This window comes from Duganella paludis, from assembly GCF_054461335.1.
Genome location: NZ_CM136922.1, coordinates 5,051,225 through 5,069,422, shown reverse-complemented (window position 1 = coordinate 5,069,422; position 18,198 = coordinate 5,051,225). Strand labels below are relative to the sequence as shown.

At 63.8% G+C, this 18,198-nt stretch carries 16 protein-coding genes; 9 read left to right on the top strand and 7 right to left on the bottom strand.

Going from position 1 to position 18,198, the window contains the following annotated elements; translation table 11 throughout:
* The first annotated feature begins 158 nt into the window (after window positions 1-158).
* On the top strand, window positions 159-1,808 hold the full coding sequence (locus ACXZ1M_RS22325) for a methyl-accepting chemotaxis protein (protein ID WP_459049811.1): 1,650 nt from the start codon (window positions 159-161) through the stop codon (window positions 1,806-1,808).
* Window positions 1,809-1,899: 91 nt separating this feature from the next.
* Here the strand turns inward: ACXZ1M_RS22325 and ACXZ1M_RS22320 are convergent, their stop codons facing one another.
* Together ACXZ1M_RS22320 and ACXZ1M_RS22315 are read right to left on the bottom strand one after the other, a co-directional pair.
* On the bottom strand, window positions 1,900-3,438 hold the full coding sequence (locus tag ACXZ1M_RS22320) for a methyl-accepting chemotaxis protein (RefSeq protein ID WP_459049810.1): 1,539 nt from the start codon (window positions 3,436-3,438) through the stop codon (window positions 1,900-1,902).
* Between the two features lie 12 nt (window positions 3,439-3,450).
* Window positions 3,451-4,239 carry a transporter gene (locus ACXZ1M_RS22315; RefSeq protein ID WP_459049809.1) on the bottom strand — a complete coding sequence of 263 codons (789 nt, stop codon included), beginning with the start codon at window positions 4,237-4,239 and terminating at the stop codon, window positions 3,451-3,453.
* Window positions 4,240-4,323: 84 nt separating this feature from the next.
* Between ACXZ1M_RS22315 and ACXZ1M_RS22310 the strand changes: the two genes are divergently transcribed.
* Complete coding sequence (locus ACXZ1M_RS22310) at window positions 4,324-4,857, top strand: GNAT family N-acetyltransferase (RefSeq protein ID WP_459049808.1); 534 nt, start codon at window positions 4,324-4,326, stop codon at window positions 4,855-4,857.
* Here ACXZ1M_RS22310 and ACXZ1M_RS22305 read toward each other — a convergent pair.
* Together ACXZ1M_RS22305 and ACXZ1M_RS22300 are read right to left on the bottom strand one after the other, a co-directional pair.
* On the bottom strand, window positions 4,854-4,997 hold the full coding sequence (locus tag ACXZ1M_RS22305) for a hypothetical protein (RefSeq protein ID WP_459049807.1): 144 nt from the start codon (window positions 4,995-4,997) through the stop codon (window positions 4,854-4,856). The two genes, ACXZ1M_RS22310 and ACXZ1M_RS22305, sit on opposite strands and share 4 nt — an antisense overlap.
* Window positions 4,998-5,009: 12 nt before the next feature.
* Window positions 5,010-5,450 (bottom strand): hypothetical protein, encoded by a 441-nt coding sequence (locus ACXZ1M_RS22300; protein WP_459049806.1) that lies wholly within the window; start codon window positions 5,448-5,450, stop codon window positions 5,010-5,012.
* Window positions 5,451-5,609: 159 nt separating this feature from the next.
* On the opposite strand from ACXZ1M_RS22300, the gene ACXZ1M_RS22295 reads away from it, so the two are divergent.
* The 6 genes from ACXZ1M_RS22295 to ACXZ1M_RS22270 are packed head-to-tail and all read left to right on the top strand — an operon-like array spanning window position 5,610 to window position 12,785.
* The gene (locus ACXZ1M_RS22295) at window positions 5,610-6,857 is read left to right on the top strand and encodes an efflux RND transporter periplasmic adaptor subunit (RefSeq protein ID WP_459049805.1); all 1,248 of its coding nucleotides are present in this window, start codon (window positions 5,610-5,612) and stop codon (window positions 6,855-6,857) included.
* A gap of 14 nt (window positions 6,858-6,871) precedes the next feature.
* Window positions 6,872-7,534: an ABC transporter ATP-binding protein gene (locus tag ACXZ1M_RS22290; protein ID WP_459049804.1), complete on the top strand. Its 663-nt coding sequence runs from the start codon at window positions 6,872-6,874 to the stop codon at window positions 7,532-7,534.
* Window positions 7,535-7,543: 9 nt separating this feature from the next.
* The gene (locus tag ACXZ1M_RS22285) at window positions 7,544-8,782 is read left to right on the top strand and encodes an ABC transporter permease (protein ID WP_459049803.1); all 1,239 of its coding nucleotides are present in this window, start codon (window positions 7,544-7,546) and stop codon (window positions 8,780-8,782) included.
* On the top strand, window positions 8,782-9,978 hold the full coding sequence (locus tag ACXZ1M_RS22280; RefSeq protein ID WP_459049802.1) for an ABC transporter permease: 1,197 nt from the start codon (window positions 8,782-8,784) through the stop codon (window positions 9,976-9,978). Before ACXZ1M_RS22285 ends, ACXZ1M_RS22280 begins: the two co-directional genes overlap by 1 nt.
* A 3-nt stretch (window positions 9,979-9,981) precedes the next feature.
* On the top strand, window positions 9,982-11,385 hold the full coding sequence (locus ACXZ1M_RS22275; protein WP_459049801.1) for a sigma-54-dependent transcriptional regulator: 1,404 nt from the start codon (window positions 9,982-9,984) through the stop codon (window positions 11,383-11,385).
* The gene (locus tag ACXZ1M_RS22270; RefSeq protein WP_459049800.1) at window positions 11,382-12,785 is read left to right on the top strand and encodes a sensor histidine kinase; all 1,404 of its coding nucleotides are present in this window, start codon (window positions 11,382-11,384) and stop codon (window positions 12,783-12,785) included. Before ACXZ1M_RS22275 ends, ACXZ1M_RS22270 begins: the two co-directional genes overlap by 4 nt.
* Before the next feature lie 96 nt (window positions 12,786-12,881).
* Here the strand turns inward: ACXZ1M_RS22270 and ACXZ1M_RS22265 are convergent, their stop codons facing one another.
* Both ACXZ1M_RS22265 and ACXZ1M_RS22260 read right to left on the bottom strand, forming a co-directional pair.
* A complete protein-coding gene (locus ACXZ1M_RS22265; RefSeq protein WP_459049799.1) occupies window positions 12,882-13,376 on the bottom strand; it encodes a hypothetical protein in 495 nt (164 codons plus the stop codon).
* 45 nt (window positions 13,377-13,421) lie between these two features.
* Window positions 13,422-15,110: a methyl-accepting chemotaxis protein gene (locus ACXZ1M_RS22260; RefSeq protein WP_459049798.1), complete on the bottom strand. Its 1,689-nt coding sequence runs from the start codon at window positions 15,108-15,110 to the stop codon at window positions 13,422-13,424.
* Between the two features lie 211 nt (window positions 15,111-15,321).
* Between ACXZ1M_RS22260 and ACXZ1M_RS22255 the strand changes: the two genes are divergently transcribed.
* A complete protein-coding gene (locus ACXZ1M_RS22255; protein ID WP_459049797.1) occupies window positions 15,322-16,722 on the top strand; it encodes an L-cystine transporter in 1,401 nt (466 codons plus the stop codon).
* 42 nt (window positions 16,723-16,764) lie between these two features.
* Here the strand turns inward: ACXZ1M_RS22255 and ACXZ1M_RS22250 are convergent, their stop codons facing one another.
* Window positions 16,765-18,186 carry an OmpP1/FadL family transporter gene (locus ACXZ1M_RS22250; protein WP_459049796.1) on the bottom strand — a complete coding sequence of 474 codons (1,422 nt, stop codon included), beginning with the start codon at window positions 18,184-18,186 and terminating at the stop codon, window positions 16,765-16,767.
* Window positions 18,187-18,198 lie beyond the last annotated feature (12 nt).

Genomic DNA, 18,198 nt, shown 5'->3' with positions numbered 1-18,198 from the left:
TTTTATTTTGTTGCCATACGGGAATTCAAAGTGTATATTGGTGACAATTCACAGCACTATTGATCGCCAAACTCTCGCGATCCCCAACTTCCTCTCCGGCCTTATTCCCGCCAACGTTCCCAGCGGAACGCGAGTTACCTCGACTTCGGAATATCAACATGAAACTCAACAACCTCAAGGTAGGCACGCGGCTGGGCCTCGGTTTTGGCGCCGTTTTGCTGATGCTGGCGATCTCCACCGGCCTGAGCCTCTACAGCCAGAGCGAACTGGCGCGCAGCAGCGACGAAATCGTCACTGAAACCTATCCAAAAGTGTTGCAGGCGCAGCTGATCATGAATCACAACAACAAGATCGCCCGCTCGCTGCGCAACGCGCTGCTGATCCACGACGACGCCAAGGCCGAAAAGGAATTGACCGTCGTGGCGGAAAAGCGCAAGGAGATCAACGAGGCCATGACCAAACTGAGCGAGACGGTCAAGTCCGCCAAAGGGCAGGAATTTTTCCAGGCCATGCAAGCGGCACGCACGCCGTACAATGAATCGCTGGATGAAGTCATGCGCCTGCGCCGCGAAGACAACGTCGATGCCGCAGTCGACGAAATGCTGGGCAAAATGCGCGGCCTGCAACTGGCCTACATGGGCGCCATCGACGCCATGATCGCGCACCAGAGCGCCAGCATGGAACGCGCGCGCGCCGACGCCGAGGCAACCTATGTGCAATCGCGCAATCTGGCGATCATCCTCGGCCTGGCCTCGCTGGCACTGGGTGCGGCGCTGGCCTGGCTGATCTCGCGCCAGCTGTTGCGCCAATTGGGCGGCGAACCGAATCACGTGGCATCGATTGCCGGCAAAATCGCCGGCGGCGACCTGGCCGTGCCGATCATCCTGCGCGACGGCGACCAGCACAGCCTGCTGTTCGCGATCCAGGGCATGCGCGACAGCCTGGCGGACATCGTCGGCCAGGTGCGCAGCGGCGCCGACTCCATCGTCACGGCAGCCACCGAGATCGCCTCGGGCAATATGGACCTGTCGTCGCGCACCGAGCAGCAGGCCGGCTCGCTTGAAGAGACGGCCTCGTCGATGGAAGAACTGACGGCCACCGTCAAGCAAAACACTGAGAACGCGCGCCAGGCCAACACGCTGGCGCAAAACGCGTCCGACATTGCGGTCCAGGGCGGCACCGTGGTGGCGAACGTGGTGCAGACCATGGATGCGATCAACGAATCGGCCAAGAAGATCGTCGACATCATCGGCGTCATCGACGGCATCGCCTTCCAGACCAACATCCTGGCCTTGAATGCGGCGGTGGAAGCGGCGCGCGCCGGCGAACAAGGCCGTGGCTTCGCGGTCGTGGCGTCGGAAGTGCGGGTGCTGGCGCAGCGTTCGGCCGAAGCGGCCAAGGAAATCAAACACCTGATCGACGACTCGGTCGGCAAGGTCGGCGCCGGCACGCAACTGGTGGGTGAAGCCGGCGCGACGATGAAAAAAATCGTCGCCGCAGTCCAGTCGGTGACCGCCATCATGAGCGAGATCAGCACCGCCAACCACGAGCAGGAAGCCGGCATCGAGCAGATCAACCACGCAATCGCCGAAATGGACACCGTCACGCAGCAAAACGCCGCGCTGGTGGAAGAAGCGGCGGCAGCGGCCGAAGCGCAGCAAGACCAAGCGCAGCAGCTGGTGCAACTGGTAGGCGTCTTCAAACTCAGCGGAAGCCAGGCCAGCGCGGCCGCGCCGGCCCAACTATCGAGCCGCCGCAAGCCGCAAAAGCCGCAGCCCACCCGCCACCTCCACCGCCTCGCCGCCTAAACTTCAGGGTCAGCTCTGTCATTCGGACATTGCGGAACTTTTTGGCTGGCCAAAAGTTCCGCAATGTCCGAATGACAGAGCTGACCCTGAATTACAGCCGGAAAATTTTGACGGCTTCGGCCAGGCGCGCGGCTTGTTCTTGCAGCGCGCCGGCTGCGGCCGCCGCTTGTTCGACCAGCGCCGCGTTTTGCTGTGTGGCGCTGTCGATGGTGCCGATCGCCTGATTCACTTGGTCGATGCCCATTTCCTGCTCGCGGCTGGCCGCCGCGATCTCGCCGACGATCACCGTCACCCGCTGGATGCCGCCGACGATTTCCTCCATCGTCCCGCCCGCCTGCCCCACCAGCGCACTGCCCTCGCTCACCTGCGCCGCCGATGCTTCGATCAGTTGCCGCACTTCTTTGGCGGCCGCGTCGGCCCGATGCGCCAGGCTGCGCACTTCCGACGCTACCACCGCGAAGCCCCGCCCTTGCTCGCCCGCACGCGCCGCTTCCACCGCCGCGTTCAAGGCCAGGATGTTGGTCTGGAAGGCGATGCCTTCAATCACCGAGATGATGTCGACGATCTTTTGCGACGCGGCGTTGATGCCGCCCATGGTTTGCACCACCTGCGCCATCACCGCGCCGCCGCGCGTGGCCACTTGCGCCGCCGACGAGGCCAGCCGGTTGGCGTCGCCCGCGTTGCTGGAGTTCTGCCGCACCGCCGAGGTCATCTCCTCCATCGACGACGCCGTTTCCTCCAGCGAGCTGGCCTGTTCCTCGGTGCGCGCCGACAGGTCCAGGTTGCCGGTCGCGATTTCGCCCGACGCCAGCGCGATCGCGTCCGTGCCGCTGCGCACCTGGCTGACAATGCCGTGCAGGCTGCTGTTCATGTCGCTCAGGGCCCGCTTGAGCTGGCCGGTTTCCGTGCGGTCGTCCGCGTCCACCGCGATCTGCGACGACAGATCCCCTTGCGCCACGCGCGAGGCGAAGCCCACCGATTCCTCCAGCGGCCACAGGATGGAACGCGAGACGATCTGCCCCAGCACCAGCGACACCACCGCCGCCAACAGGCCGAAGCCGATAATGTGGATGCGTGATTTGACCACCGCCGCATCCCCCACATCGCGCGTGGCGTCCGTACTCTTCTCGATCAAATCGCTGAGCGCCGCCATGCTCTTTTCCAGCACCCGGAAGCTGTCCATGAAGGCCGGGAATTTCGCCTGCGCCGCCGCCGCGTTGGTCAGCGACAGGTTCACCATTTCTTCGGCGCTGGCAAGATACCGGTCTACGTCCGGCCGCACCTTTTCCATGGCCTGGCGCACCTCGGCGTCCGTATTGGCCGCGTCCATGTCTTTGATGAGCTTGCGGAACAGGGCGATGTGCTCGGCCGTGTCCTGCCGCACTTCCTTGACCTCGGCCGGGTCGTTCTTTTCGGCCGCCAGACGCGCGGCCAGCACGTCGGCGCGCAGGGCGTCGTGCGCCTGGTCCGCCTGCAACTGGTCTTTCATGGCCGCGCTGTTGGTGCTGATGGCGTCCATCGACTCATCCAGCACGTGCACCGCGTAATAGCCCACCAGCCCGACCAGGCTGACGAACACCAGTGTCGCCAGGTTAATCAACAACAGGCGCTGCTTGATCGTGAATCGCATGGCACTCCCTGCTTAGAATTTGATGGACAGGCCCACGGTCCAACTCCAGTCCGGCGTGTTCCGGTTGAGCCCGCGCGACAGCGCGCTATCGACCTGTACCAGATCCGTCAGCAGATACGCCGCGCCGACATCGAAGGTGGTGACCGTGCCGCCGTGACGGCCACGGGCGATCTGCGGCGCCGAGTATTCGATGAAGCTGCGGAAGCGCTCGTTCCACTCCTTGCCCAGCACCACGCCGAAGATGGCGCTGGTGTAGCGCGCGCCGTTGTCGTCGCGCTGCCAGGCCAGGCCCGGCATCACGCCCAGGCCCAGGTCGCCGGGCAGTTCCCATTCTGCGGCCAGCCGCAGCGAGCCGCCCTTGCCGGGCGCGCGGAAGGCGGCCGTGCCGCTATCGAGGTCGAGGTGGGCCAGCACGCCCATCGACGGCAACGAGCCGTCGGCATCAGCCATGTGCCATTTCACGCCAAGCGAGACGTCGGCGTAGCCGTTGTCGGTTTGCCGGCCGCCGCCGGGATCGTCGGTGACGACGCGCATGCGGCCATCGGTTTCTATGCGGGCCTCCCAGTTGTCGCTGAGGCCGAAGCGCAGCAGGGTCGGCGTCGAGTACGTGCGCTGCTTGCCGCCATTGGCTTTGTCGCGCTCCAGCGCGAAGCTGGTTTCGATCTGGAAGCGGCCGGCGCCCACCACGTTGCTCGATTCGACGAAATCCGGACGATCGGTGACGATCTGGTCTTTTTCCTCAGCGCCCTGGGCCAACAGCGGCACGCCAAGCAGCAATGCGGCAGTCCACAAACGAGGCATACTTCCTCCGCTTCATGATGCACAATGGACATCACCCTAACACATTGGTATAAATCAATCGTTGGAAAATTCCCACATCGAAATATGAACATAGAAAAACTGGCGCTGGCGGATTTCGAGCTCTTCCTGAACTACCTGAACGATCACCTGTCCGACAACGGCCGCGACGGCACGGCCTATTTCCAGCCGTTGCCGCGCGCCGACTCGCGCTTCCCCGTCGAGAAGGCCGATGGGTTCAAGGCCGGCATGGGAATCGAGGTGGGCCAGCCCGGCTGGCGCCGCGTGTGGGTAGTGCGTGACGCCGACGGCCAGATCGCCGGCCACATCGATCTGCGCGGCCATCCGGAGCGCCACACCGGCCACCGCTGCCTGCTCGGCATGGGCGTGGACCGCGCCTTTCGCCAGCAGGGCCTGGGCGGCGCGCTGCTGGCGCACGCCGCCCAGTGGGCCTTGGTGTCGGGCATCCAATGGATCGACCTGCAGGTACTGTCGGTGAACACGCCGGCCATCAACCTCTACCAGCGCCACGGCTACCGCAAAACCGGCGAGATCCCGAATATGTTCCACATCGACGGCCACTACTTCAGCTACACCAGCATGACCACGCGCCTGCGCTAGCGGAGGACAAAATAAGCGACAACGGCAACCGCATAGCTCGCGGCCATGACAATCGACGTGACACCAATCCACGTCATGACGCGTTCGCGCTGCTTGCGAACAGCCACATAGTCGAAAAATGCGTCGAGCAGTTTAATCATCGCAGCCTCCGGTTAGCTAAAATCGATGAAGTAGTGCGCGAAGCCAAGCAGCATGGCGGCAGCAGTCGTCAATAAGACCGATATCACCAATATCCTGGAGGGTTCTGCACTTTTCGCGTCAAATTCCTCGTCCAGCCCGTCTATCGCGCCAAGCATCACTAATACCGCAGAAAAGACCATAAAAAATATGCCTGTTGCCAAGCCGATCCAGCCATATGCCCGGCCAGACACAGAAGCGTGCTCCAAATATACGCCGATCTCGTAGCAGGTCCCTGCACTCATCGCAATGGCAACCCACAGCAGTTGCCCATTCTTGACCGCGTTGTACACAACGGCGTGGGCAGAGGAACGAAATCTTCGTCCTATCGCCAACAATGGAAGTAGCGCAATTGGTGCAAATATTGGAATAGCGATGTACACAAACGCCCAGGCAAGAAATTGAAGCCACTCCATGGATTCTCCTTTTCTACGGGTGTCCGGTTTCGGACGGTGGTGAGCGGGTACGGGCAACCGGGAATATGGTTGGGCCTGGCAGGATTAGCTTAGTCCCTTGATTTACAACGTTTTGTCCTTTTATCAAACAGGTGGCACGGGGCTTGCAATGAGCCGGGCATGGATACCAATATCAGCCCCACCATCATCGCCAGCCGCAAGCGCAAGACCGCGCTGGCGGTCGCCGCCCTGCTCGCCACGCTGAGCCTGACCGCCTGGGCCATCAACCGCGCCGTCAGCCCCAGCGTCGATGCCGACAGCGTCAGCCTCGCCACCGTCCGCAGCGGCGCTATCGCCAACACCATCAACGCTTCCGGCATCGTGATCCCGGTGCATGAGGAAATGGTGTCGAGCCCGATCCAGACCCGCGTCGCCAAAGTCCACGCCAAGCTGGGCCAGCAGGTGCAGGCCAACGAACTGCTGCTCGAACTCGACAACCGTACCATCCAGCTGGCCATCGATTCGCTCAAGGAACAGCTGGCGCAGCAGGAGAACCGCATCCTGGCGCTAACGCTGGAAATGGACCAGAAACGCAAGCAGCTAGCCAGCGCCATCGAGCTGCTGGAGTTGGACCTGCAAGCCACCCGCGTCAAGCTCGGCCGCTACCAGACCTTGCGCAAGGCCGGCGGCGTCTCGGCCGAAGATTTGCTGACGGCCGAACTCAACGTCCAGCGCAACGAGATCCAGCTGCGCCAGCACCGCGAACTGATCGAAGACAGCAAGCGCGTCACCAACAGCAATATCGAAGGTGCGCGCCTGCAGAAGAGCATCCTCCAAAAGCAACTGCACGAACAGCAGCAACTGCTGGCGCAAACCCAGGTGCGCGCGCCCTTTTCCGGCATGCTGACCTGGCTGCTGGCCGACGAAGGCGCCAGCGTCAACATCGGCCAGTTGGTGGTCAAGGTCTCCGAGCTGAACAACTACAAGGTCGAGGCCTCGCTGTCGGACTTCCACGCGCGTGCGCTCAGCGCCGGCCAGCAGGTGCTGGTCGAACAGGGCAACGTCAAGCTGCGCGGCGAAGTACAGACCGTGCTGCCGGAAATTCAGAACGGCACCGTCAAGCTGCTAGTCAGCCTGGCCGAACCGCACCACGCCATGCTGCGCAACAAGCTGCGGGTCGAGGTCAACATCATCACCGAACAAAAACAGAACGCCCTGTTGGCCGACAACGGCCCGGCCTTCAACGGCCGAGGGCAGCAAGACATTTTCGTGGTGCGCGACGGCATCGCCCGCAAGACCACGCTCACCATCGGCGCCAGCGATGGCAAGGCCGTCGAAATCCTCTCCGGCGCGCGCGCCGGGGACCGTCTCATCATTTCCGATACCAGCCGCTACAAGGACCGCGACAGCGTCCGCGTGGCCCAATAACGAAGGAGCCCCACATGATCCGCCTGAACAAAGTCAGCAAAACCTACCAGACCGACAAGGTCGAAACCCTGGCCCTGAAAGACATCGACCTGCACGTCGAGAAAGCCGAGTTCGTCAGCATCATGGGCCCCAGCGGCTGCGGCAAGAGCACGCTGCTGAACCTGATCGGCCTGCTCGACGAGCCGGGCAGCGGCGCCATCCACGTCGGCGGCACGCCGGTCGCCTCGTACAAGGATAAGTACGTGGCCAAACTGCGCAACAACACCTTCGGCTTCATCTTCCAGAGCTTCCACCTGATTAACGACCTGCGCGTGATCGACAATGTCGAACTGCCGCTGTTGTACCGCGATATCTCGGCCAAGAAGCGCCAGCGCCTGGCGCGCGAGGCGCTGGAAAAAGTCGGCCTCGGCGCGCGCATGGACCACTACCCGAACCAGCTCTCCGGCGGCCAGCAGCAGCGCGTGGCCATCGCCCGCGCCATCGTCGGCCAACCGCAAGTGCTGCTGGCCGATGAACCCACAGGCAACCTGGACAGCAAGATGGGCCAAGAGGTGATGGACATCCTGCTCAAGCTGCACAGCGAAGGCACCACCATCGTGATGGTCACCCACAACGAGCAGGAAGCCCGCATGGCCACCCGCATCGTGCGCGTGTTCGACGGCCAGCTGGTCGCTTAAGGAGCTCGCATGTTCAGGAATTATCTGCTCACGGCATGGAAAGTCTTCATGCGCCGCAAGCTGTTCACCGCGATCAATCTGCTGTGCATCGTGCTGACGCTGGTGGTGCTGATGGTGGTGACCGCGTTGCTGCAAAACACCTTCTATCCCACCGGCGTCGAAGGCAAAAGCGAGCGCTACGTGCAAATGCTGATGATGCAGTCGACCCACACCGACAAGGGCGGCCGCCGCACCGGCACGCTCGGCTACAAGCTCATCGACCAGTACCTCAAGCCGCTGAAAAACGCCGAACTGGTGTCGGCCTCCAGCTTCCCGATGTCGGTCTCCGTGTATCAAAAAGACCAGGTCAGCAGCCTGATGATGCGCCACACCGACGCCGAATACTGGCGCATCCTCGACTTCACCGTACTCGCCGGCCGCGTCTTCAACGTCGACGACGTGGCGCATGGCCGCATGGTGGCCGTACTTAATCAGTCGACCGCACGCAAGCTGTTCCCCGGCGAGAGCTACCTCGGCCAGAAGTTCAGCGCCGGCGGCCAGATCTTCACCGTGATCGGCGTGGTGCAAGACGAGATGCACATCAACGCCTTCTCGGACATCTGGGTGCCGGTCACCTCGCAGCCGTCGACCGACTACCGCAAAACCCTGTTCGGCGGCTACACCGCCATCATGATGGCGCGCTCGGCCGACGAACTGCCGGCCCTAAAGAAGGAAATTATGCAGGCCGCCACCACAGTGCAGTTCGACGACCCGAACGTGTTCAACACCGCCAAATTCTGGGGCGACTCCAAGCTCCAGGTGTTCGCCCGCTCGTTGCTGAGTGACCAGACCGAAGACGGCGGCGCTCCCAAGCTGGTCGCCAGCATCGTGGTGCTGATGGTGCTATTCATGATGCTGCCAGCGCTCAACCTGATCAATCTGAACGTCGGCCGCATCATGGAGCGCAGCAGCGAGATCGGCGTGCGCAAGGCCTTCGGCGCCACCAGCCGCCAGTTGGTGGCCCAGCTGGTGCTGGAAAACGTGCTGCTGTGCCTGATCGGCGGCGCCATCGGCCTGGTGCTGGCAGCCGGCGTGCTGTGGTGGCTGGAAGGCTCGGGCTTGATTCCCTACCTGCAGGTGCACCTCAACCTGCCGGTGTTCGGCTACGGCCTGTTGATCACGCTGGTGTTCGGCGTGCTGTCGGGCGTGATCCCGGCCTGGAAAATGTCCCGGCTGGCTCCGGTACACGCCTTGAAAGGAACCGCATAATGCTGCGCCATTTGTTCAAACTGATCTGGAAACGCAAATCCCGCAACCTGATGCTGAGCCTGGAGATCCTGCTGGCCTTCGTGGTAGTGTTCGCCATCGCCGCCTTCGGCCTGCGCTACTGGCAGCTGTACCAGATGCCCACCGGCCACGGCTGGCGCGACCAGTGGTCGGTCAGCATTCGCGCCGCGCAGGACCTGCCCAATGACGCCGCCATCTTCGACAGCATCAAGCGCAGCCTGCTCGACCTGCCCGAAGTGGAGTCGGTCGCCTTCAGCTCCTTCGGCACCTACGAGATGTCGCGCTGGACCGAGGAATACACCCTGCCCGACGGCAGCAACGTGCTGACCATCGATGGCATGGGCGTGACCGACGACTACTTCAAGACCATGGACATGACGCCCTCGGCCGGCCGCTTCTTCTCGAAGATGGACGACGGCGCCGACGCCACGCCGGTGGTGATCAACCAGCGCCTGGCCGACAAATACTTCCCGGGCAAGGATCCGATCGGTCAGTTGTACATGGTCCAGGCGCGCGGCAAGGAGGCACCACAGCGCTTCCGCGTCACCGGCGTGATGGCCCACTTCCGCTCGCATGGCGAACTCATGGACCCGGTTTACTTCATGCTCCCGCGCTACATCCCCGGCGTGGGGCCGAGCGCGGCCAACAACATCATGCTCAAGGTCAAGCCGGGCACGCCTCGCATCTTCGAGACACGGCTCAACGCCAAGCTCAAGCAGATCCGTAACGACTGGACCTTCGTCATCACACCACAGACCGAAGCGCGCAAGTCCATGCTCAGCGCGCAGCTGATACCGCTTATCATCCTGTCGGTGATCTCCTCCTTCCTGCTGGTGATGGTGGCCTTCGGCCTGTTCGGCGTGCTGTGGCAAAACACCACGCAGCGCATTCCGGAAATCGGCCTGCGGCGCGCGCTGGGTGCCGATTCCGGCCACATCTACCGGCAGATCATCGCCGAGCAGATGCTGCTCAGCACCAGCGCCATTCTGGTCGCGCTGGTGCTGCTGGTGCAGCTACCGCTGACGGGCGTGTTCGGCGAAAGCCTGAACTGGCCGGTGTTTTTCGGCGCGGTGGTGCTATCGGCAAGTGTGATCTATCTGCTATCCTTGCTGTGCTCACTCTATCCCGGCTGGCGCGCCGCGCGCCTGAGTCCGACCCAAGCGCTGCACTACGAATAAATAATGGAATCCACTCGCAAGCAACGCATCCTCATCATCGACGACGACAGTGCGGTGCAAGTCTCGCTGGCCCTGCTGCTCAAGCAGGCCGGCTACGACGCCCTGTGCGCCGACGCGCCCAAGCAGGCGCTGGCGATACTCGCCCAGCAGCCGGTCGACCTGGTGCTGCAGGACATGAACTTCTCGCTGCAAACCAGCGGCGAGGAAGGCCTGCAGCTGTTGGCCGACCTCCGCGCGGCCTATCCGGCGCTGCCGGTGCTGCTGATGACGGCCTGGGGCTCGATCGCGCTGGCGGTGCGCGGCATGCAGGCCGGCGCCGCCAACTTTTTCACCAAGCCCTGGGACAACACACAGCTGGCCGAACTGGTCCGCTCCACGCTGGACGCGGCCACGCCGGCGCCGTCCGGTAACGCCTCGCGCCAGGCGCTGGATGCGCAATTCGATTTCAGCGGCATCGTCGGCGAACACCAGCGCCTGCTGAAGGTGCTGGCCACCATCGGCCAGGTGGCGAACACGCGCGCGCCGGTGCTGATCCTCGGCGAAAGCGGCTGCGGCAAGGAGCTGATCGCCGACGCCATCCACCGCAACAGCCCGCGCAAGGGCCAGGCCATCGTCAAGATCAACATGGGCGCGATCACGCCGTCGCTGTTTGAAAGCGAAATGTTCGGCCACGTGCGTGGCGCCTTCACCGACGCCAAGGCCGACCGCAAGGGCCATGTCGCCACAGCCAACGAAGGCACGCTGTTTCTGGACGAGATCGGCGAACTGAATCGCTCGGACCAGGTCAAGATGCTGCGCGTGCTGCAAGACCAGACCTACCAGCCGGTGGGTGCCAGCCGCAGCGAAAAAGCCGACGTGCGCGTGGTCTCGGCCACCAACCGCGAGCTGGCCGAACTGGTGGCCAGCGGCGAGTTCCGCGAAGACCTGTTCTACCGCCTGAACCTGATCACCATCCGCCTGCCGCCGCTGCGCGAGCGGCGCAGCGATATTCCACTGCTGGCACGCCACATCATCGGCGAGGTGGCGGCCAGCTACGGCCTGCCGCCCGCCACGCTCACGCCGCAGGCGCTGGAGTGGCTCAGCGCGCAACCGTGGCCCGGCAATATCCGCCAGCTCAAGCAAACGCTGGAACGCACCCTGCTGCTGGTCGGCGGCAGCGAACTGCGGCAGGCCGATTTCGTCGCGGTGGAACAGCACGAACATGGCGGCGCGTCCGGTGGCCAGCGCCTGGGCGTCGATGGCATGACGCTGGAACAAGTGGAGCGCCACATGATCGTCCACGCACTGGAGCAACACCAAGGCAACATCTCGCGCGTGGCCAAGGCACTGGGCCTGAGCCGCACGGCGCTGTATCGCCGCCTGGAACGCCACAACCTCGGCGCGGCCGACGGCGCGGCGCTCTCATGAGTTTGCGGCGGCGGCTGTACGCCTACCTGATCGCCGCGCATGTGCTGTTCCTGGCGATCACCGTGCTGCTGTTCCGCAGCCAGCCTATGGTCATGCTAGCGCTGGAAGCGGCGGTGCTGCTCAGCCTTGCGCTAGGCATCCGCCTGGTGCGGCGCGCGCTGGAACCGCTGGGCTACACGCGCCACTTCCACGACCTGCTGCAGGACCAGCACTACGCGGCCCGTCTGCAAACCAGCGGCGACGCCGAATTGAACGAGTTGGTCCAGCTGTTCAACACCATGCTGGGCGCGCTGTACCAGGAGCGGCTGCAGATCGGCGAACAACAAGGCTTCCTCGACCGCCTGCTGGAAGCGACGCCCAGCGCCGTCATCGTGTTCGACTTCGACGGCCGCATCAGCCTGTTGAACGCCAGCGCGCAAGCCCTGCCCGGCCTTGGCGACGCGCGCGGCCAAACGCTGTCGGCCTGCGCAGCGCGCGGCGGAGAAGGCGGCACGGCGGGTGCGTCCGACGGTGCCGACCGGGTCGGCGAGGCCGACAGTTTCGGCGGGGCTGGCGGGGTCGGCCACAGCCTGCTGGTCCAGCTGGACGCCCTGCCGCTGGGCGACTCGCAGCTGCTGACCGACGCCGACGGCCGCCGCTATCGCGGCCAGCGCGGCCAATTCTACGATCGCGGCTTCGCGCGCCACTTCCTGCTGGTGGAGGAACTGACGGAGGAACTGGAAAGCTCGGAAAAAGCCACCTACGAAAAACTGATCCGCGTGCTCGCACATGAAGTCAACAACACGGTGGCCGCCACCGGCTCGGTGCTGGACTCGCTGCTCTACTACCGCAGCCAGCTGGCCGAGCGCGACGGCGAAGACTTCAGCACCGCCATCCTGGCGGTCCAACGGCGCAACGCCAGCCTGGGCGAATTCATCGAGCGCTTCACGCGCGTGGTCAAGATGCCGGCGCCGGAGCTGCGGCCGAACGCCGTGCGCGACATCATGGACGACATCGTCTACCTGTACCGCGAACAATGCCGCAGCCGTGGCATCAGCATCGCGTGGGAGCGCTGCGACGACGTGCCCGCCATCGCCATGGACCGCCAGCTGATGGAGCAGGCGCTGCTGAACGTGGTAAAAAATGCGATGGAAGCGGCCGAAGCCGGGGCGGGCGAAGACAAACGGATCGCGCTGGTGCTGGCGCGCGAGGATGATGGCGTGCGTCTATCGGTGATCGACTCGGGCAACCTGCTGGGCGACGTCCCGGCGCGGCAGCTGTTCACGCCCTTCTTCACCACCAAGAAAGGCGGCCAGGGCATCGGCCTGCTATTCGTGCGCGAAGTCCTCAACCGGCACGGCTTCGCCTACCGGCTGGCGGCCACCGGCAAAGGCACCACCAGCTTCGATATCTGGCTATAACTTCGGGGTCAGTTCCGACATTCGGACACGAGCCCAACCGTAGCGACCGCTACGGTTGGGCTCGTGTCCGAATGTCGGAACTGACCCCGAAGTTGTTTATTGAACGCGTTGCACTTTCGGATTGCGGTGCGCGCCTTCGATGTCGAGGAAGATCGCGCCCAGCAGGCCGCGCTTGACCGTGACCTTGGGATTGTTCAGTTCCACCACGTCTTCCGTGTCATCCACCACTTTCCAGACCTGGCCGTTGGCCAGGCGGATGCGCTGCCCGCGCACCCAGCCGTCAAACGGACCGGCGATACTGGTTTCAATCGCGTTCAGGCGCGCCGACTTGATGGCCTCCGGCTCGCGGCCGAACATGGACTCCATTTCAGCCTTGGTGGGCGCGGCCACCATGGTGTAGCCCGCCGCAGCCGGAGCTGCAGGCGCTGCTGCAGCAGCAGGGGCGCTTGCAACGGAGACCGGCGCCAGCGGAATGGCGTTGTAGCAGGCCAACCGCACCGGACCATCTTCCAGCTGGCGGCATTTCTGCAGCGCGGCATTATCGGCCAGGGCGGCCGTCGAAACCAACATCAGGGCAAACATGACTTTCATCGCGACTCATCCATAAAGGTTATCCTGCCGCGATTATAGACAGATTCAAAACTCTTCCCAATCCTCTTTGCTGCCGGCGCCCGAATTGGCCAGGCGCTGCTGCGGCCGCGCGGGCGCGCGCACCGGTTTGGCCGTCGCCGGACGCGGCGGCGCCGGCCTGACCCTGGCCACCAGCGCGGCCGCGTGCACCGTTCCACCATCGAGCCGGAACACGCTGACCACGCGCTCCAAACTGGCCGCCTGATTCTGCATGGCCTCGGCCGCCGCTGCCGCCTCCTCCACCAGCGCCGCGTTCTGCTGCGTCACCGTGTCCATTTCGCTGACGGCTTGGTTGATCTGCTCGATGCCGGCGCTCTGCTCGTCGCCCGCCGTGGAAATCTCGGCCATGATGTCGGTCACGCGCTGCACGCTGGCCACCACTTCGCCCATGGTGTGGCCGGCCTGCTCCACCAGCTTGCTGCCGATCTCCACCTTCTCGACCGAGGTGCCGATCAACTCCTTGATCTCCCTGGCGGCCGAGGCCGACCGCTGCGCCAAGGTGCGCACCTCTGAAGCCACCACGGCAAAGCCGCGTCCCTGCTCGCCGGCGCGCGCCGCTTCCACCGCCGCGTTCAGCGCCAGAATATTGGTCTGGAAGGCGATGCCGTCGATCACCGCGATAATGTCGACGATCTTGCGCGAGGACTCGTTGATCGCGCCCATGGTGTCGACCACCTGCGATACCACCGCGCCGCCCTGCTGCGCCACCGCCGACGCCGACTGCGCCAGCTGATTGGCCTGGCGCGCATTGTCGTTGTTGGCGCGCACCGCGCTGGTCAGCTCCTCCATCGACGACGCCGTCTCCTCCAGCGAGCTGGCCTGCTGCTCGGTACGCGCCGACAAGTCCTGGTTGCCGGAGGCGATCTCGGACGAGGCCGACGCAATCATGGCGGTGCCGGTGCGCACCTCGCCGACGATGCCGGCCAGCGCGTCGCGCATCATCTTCATGGCGTGCAGCATGCTTTGCTTATCGTTGCTGTGGGTATCGACCACCACCGTCAGATCGCCCGAGGCGATCCGGCCGGCGATGTCGGCCGCGTAATCCGGTTCGCCGCCGAGCTGGCGCAGCAGGCCGCGCGCGATGCGCACCGAAGCCACCACGCCAACCGCGATCGCCACCGCGCTCAGCACCAGCATCAGCGTGCGGGCCCGCTCATAGGCGGCTACGGCCTCGGCCGCGCCGGCCTGGTTGTTGGCCTTTTGCAGCGCCGCATACTCATCCATCTCATCCTGCCAGATCTGGGTGGCCGGGCCGGCCTGCTTCATCAGCAAGTCCGTGGCTTCCTGATCCTTGTTGCCCAGCGCCAGCTCGAACACCTTGTCGTTCAGCGGACGCGTGAGCTTGGCCTGGGCGGCGATGCGGTCGCGGATTTCCACGCCCTTGGGCGTGGCCGGCAGCCTGGCCAACGCCTCGACCGCCTCGTTGTAATCCGCACGCGCCTTGACCACCTTTTCCATTTCCCGGCGAATGGCCGGCTCCTCCTCCAGCAGCACCACGCTGCGCGTGACCCGCGCCACGATATGCACCGCCTCCGACATATCGTTGACCATCTGCATCTTGACCGCGTTCTCGTTGACGATGCGGTCGAGCTTGGCATAGATCGTGCTCATGTTGTACACGCCCAGCGAGGCGATCACCAGCAGCAAAACCAGCACCAAACCGAAGCCCAAACCTAACCGGGTACCTACTTTCATGTTCGCCATTTCGAATTGCTCCTAGCAAGGGGATAGCAAGGATTGTACGCCTGGAAAATTAAAGTAATTTCACGAATTGCCACATTACAACACTTGCATATGTGAATTCTGTATGACCTTATAGCCAAATATTCACTCAATCGCCTATAAACCGTGGCTTATCACCTATAAAATGGCCGATTGCTGATCAATATGTAGTAAAGGGTGGGAAATGACGATCAATGTAATCCTCAATCTGCTTGTGGCGCTGGCCTTGCTGGGACTGTTATATGCGCAGCAGCGCAAGCACGCGTCGTTTTCGGTGCGCGTCTTCACCGGCATGGGGCTGGGCGTGGTGCTGGGTGCGGCGCTGCAGGCCATCTACGGCGCCGCTTCGGCCGACATCAAGACCACCAGCGACTACCTCGACATCGTCGGCAGCGGCTACGTCAAACTGCTACAGATGATCGTGATGCCGCTGATTATGGTGTCCATCATTTCCGCCATCCTCAAGCTCAAAGGCATCAACTCGCTGGGCAAGATCAGCGCGCTCACCATCGGCACGCTGATGCTCACCACGCTTGTCGCGGCCGGCATCGGCATCCTGATGGCCAAGGCCTTCAGCCTGAGCGCGGTCGGCCTGACCGCCACGGCGGCCGACGTCGCGCGCGGCGTCTACCTGCAGGGCAAAGTGGAGGCGGCGCAGGCGATCTCGCTGCCGAGCATGCTGCTGAGCTTCATCCCGGCCAATCCCTTCCTCGACATGACGGGCGGACGCAAGACCTCCACCATTGCGGTGGTGATCTTCTCGGTGTTCATCGGCATCGCCGCCACCGGCATCCACGACAAGAAGGCCGACATCTTCGCTTCGTTCGAACGCTTCATCCACGTCGCCCACGCGATCGTGATGCGCATCGTCACCCTGGTGCTGCGCCTGACACCGTATGGCGTGTTCGCGCTGATGGCGCAGGTGGTCTCGACCTCCAGCTACACCGACATCCTGCGCCTGGTCGACTTCGTGCTGGCCTCGTACAGCGCGCTGCTGCTGATGTTCGTGGTGCATCTGCTGATCATCAGCGGCCTGGGCCTGAACCCGCTGCGCTGGACCAAAAAAATCCTGCCGGTGCTGACCTTCGCCTTCACCTCGCGCAGCAGCGCCGGCGCGATTCCGATGAGCGTGCAAACGCAGACGCAGCGCCTAGGCACCTCGGAAGGCATCGCCAACTTCGCCGCCTCGTTCGGCGCCACCATCGGCCAGAACGGCTGCGCCGGCATCTACCCGGCCATGCTGGCGGTGATGATCGCGCCGACGGTGGGGGTCGATCCGTTCACGCTGGGCTTCATCGCCCCGCTGCTGGCGATTATCACCATCGGCTCGGTGGGCGTGGCCGGCGTGGGCGGCGGCGCCACCTTTGCGGCGCTGATCGTGCTGTCGTCGATGAACCTGCCGGTGGCGCTGGCCGGCCTGCTGATCTCGATCGAACCACTGATCGACATGGGCCGCACGGCGCTCAACGTCAGCGGCTCGATCACGGCCGGCGCCGTCACCAGCCGCGTGCTGGGCGAAACCGACCTCGCCATCTTCAACAGCGACGTCGAACCGGCTATCGACAGCGAACGCAAGGCGGCATAAAAAAAAGGGCCCGAAGGCCCTTTGTCGTTGTTGCAGCTTACATTAGAACTTGTAGTTGTACGCCACGCCGATCAGCGACAGGTGGGTCTGGTAGACGCCACGGGTGGTTTCGCCGTTGCCGGTGCAGGTGCGGGTCAGCGGGGTGCACTGGTTGGTGTAGTTGATCTTGGCATCCTTGAAGTCCAGGAAGCTGTACGCCAGGTCGATCGACGAACGCGGGCTCAGTTTCCAGTTGGCGCCGACCGAGTACTGCATGCGGTCGCTGTCCGGCAGCGCCGGGTGGGTCAGCTCGGCGCTCTTGACCGGCGATTCGTCATACGCCACGCCAGCGCGCAGGGTCAACTGTTCGTTGTAGGCGTAGTTGCCGCCCAGCGAAACGCGCACGGTGTTCTTCCACTGCTGACGAATCACTTCATCGCCTTCGCCGGTACCAGGGAATTCAATGTGCAGGTCGCCCATGCGGTTGTTGCGCGTGAAGGTCACGTCCGCCATGCCGGCCCATTTCGAATCGAACTGGTGGAACACGTTGGCCGACAGGGTCTCAGGCGTGCGCAGCTTGACCAGCGCCGCCGAGTTGACCTTGTTCGAGGCCGCGCTCAGCACTTTGTTGACGATCGGATCGGTGGTCACTTGCGAGAAGTCCCACACGGTGCTGCCCTTCAGCTGGTGCGATACCGACGAACGGTAAGCCAGGCCGAAACGGGTGGCTTCGTCGAGCGTGAACAGGTAGCCCAGGTTGAAGCCCCAGCCCCAGTCCTTGCCGTCGTTGGCGCCGTGCGCGTCGCGCGCGGTGGCCAGCAGCGCAGGATTGCCGCCCAGTGCGGCGATCTGCTTGATCAGGGCCGCGCCTTGTGCAGCGCCGGCGCCGCTCGACAACGCAGCGATCGTGCCAGGCACGTCCACAGCCTGGCCCAGCTCGGCTTTCATGAATTCAGCATTGATGCCGAAGCCGAAGGCGTGGTGCTGGTTCAGCTTCCACGACACCGACGGGTTCAGGGTGATGGCTTCCAGCTTGATGTTGGACAGCGCGTAGCGGCCGGTCCAGGTATTGCCGTAGTCCAGCTTGGCGCCGTATGGCACGAACAGGCCCAAGCCCACGGCCCAGCTGTCGTCGATCTTCTTGCTGATGTACAGCGATGGCGCAGCGACCGCGTCCGGCGCGTAGCCGTCGGCGCCGGTGCCGCCGGTCGTCTTGCCGGTGAAGCGGGTCGAGCCGGTGTCGTTGAAGGTCGAGTGCGGCACAACCACGGTGGTGCCGGCGCTGATCTGCGTACCTTCCAGGCGCGACATGCCGGCCGGATTGTAGAAGATGGTCGAAGCGTCGTTGGCTTCGGCGCCGTTGGCGTCGGCCGTACCCTGGCCGGCCACGCTTTGCGAACCGAAACGGTAACCGGAGGCCTGCGCGCTCACGGACATGGCGCCCAGGGCGGCGGCGATGATCAGGGGGAGATATTTATGCTGCATGACAGTCTCGCT

Bases quoted from the DNA above. Each gene is read 5' to 3' on its own strand.
- ACXZ1M_RS22325 (WP_459049811.1), top strand. From the start codon at position 159: ATGAAACTCAACAACCTCAAGGTAGGCACGCGGCTGGGCCTCGGTTTT.
- ACXZ1M_RS22315 (WP_459049809.1), bottom strand. From the start codon at position 4,239: ATGCCTCGTTTGTGGACTGCCGCATTGCTGCTTGGCGTGCCGCTGTTG.
- ACXZ1M_RS22290 (WP_459049804.1), top strand. From the start codon at position 6,872: ATGATCCGCCTGAACAAAGTCAGCAAAACCTACCAGACCGACAAGGTC.
- ACXZ1M_RS22260 (WP_459049798.1), bottom strand. From the start codon at position 15,110: ATGAAAGTAGGTACCCGGTTAGGTTTGGGCTTCGGTTTGGTGCTGGTT.
- ACXZ1M_RS22280 (WP_459049802.1), top strand. From the start codon at position 8,782: ATGCTGCGCCATTTGTTCAAACTGATCTGGAAACGCAAATCCCGCAAC.
- ACXZ1M_RS22310 (WP_459049808.1), top strand. From the start codon at position 4,324: ATGAACATAGAAAAACTGGCGCTGGCGGATTTCGAGCTCTTCCTGAAC.
- ACXZ1M_RS22305 (WP_459049807.1), bottom strand. From the start codon at position 4,997: ATGATTAAACTGCTCGACGCATTTTTCGACTATGTGGCTGTTCGCAAG.
- ACXZ1M_RS22250 (WP_459049796.1), bottom strand. From the start codon at position 18,186: ATGCAGCATAAATATCTCCCCCTGATCATCGCCGCCGCCCTGGGCGCC.
- ACXZ1M_RS22275 (WP_459049801.1), top strand. From the start codon at position 9,982: ATGGAATCCACTCGCAAGCAACGCATCCTCATCATCGACGACGACAGT.
- ACXZ1M_RS22300 (WP_459049806.1), bottom strand. From the start codon at position 5,450: ATGGAGTGGCTTCAATTTCTTGCCTGGGCGTTTGTGTACATCGCTATT.
- ACXZ1M_RS22320 (WP_459049810.1), bottom strand. From the start codon at position 3,438: ATGCGATTCACGATCAAGCAGCGCCTGTTGTTGATTAACCTGGCGACA.
- ACXZ1M_RS22255 (WP_459049797.1), top strand. From the start codon at position 15,322: ATGACGATCAATGTAATCCTCAATCTGCTTGTGGCGCTGGCCTTGCTG.
- ACXZ1M_RS22285 (WP_459049803.1), top strand. From the start codon at position 7,544: ATGTTCAGGAATTATCTGCTCACGGCATGGAAAGTCTTCATGCGCCGC.
- ACXZ1M_RS22265 (WP_459049799.1), bottom strand. From the start codon at position 13,376: ATGAAAGTCATGTTTGCCCTGATGTTGGTTTCGACGGCCGCCCTGGCC.
- ACXZ1M_RS22295 (WP_459049805.1), top strand. From the start codon at position 5,610: ATGGATACCAATATCAGCCCCACCATCATCGCCAGCCGCAAGCGCAAG.
- ACXZ1M_RS22270 (WP_459049800.1), top strand. From the start codon at position 11,382: ATGAGTTTGCGGCGGCGGCTGTACGCCTACCTGATCGCCGCGCATGTG.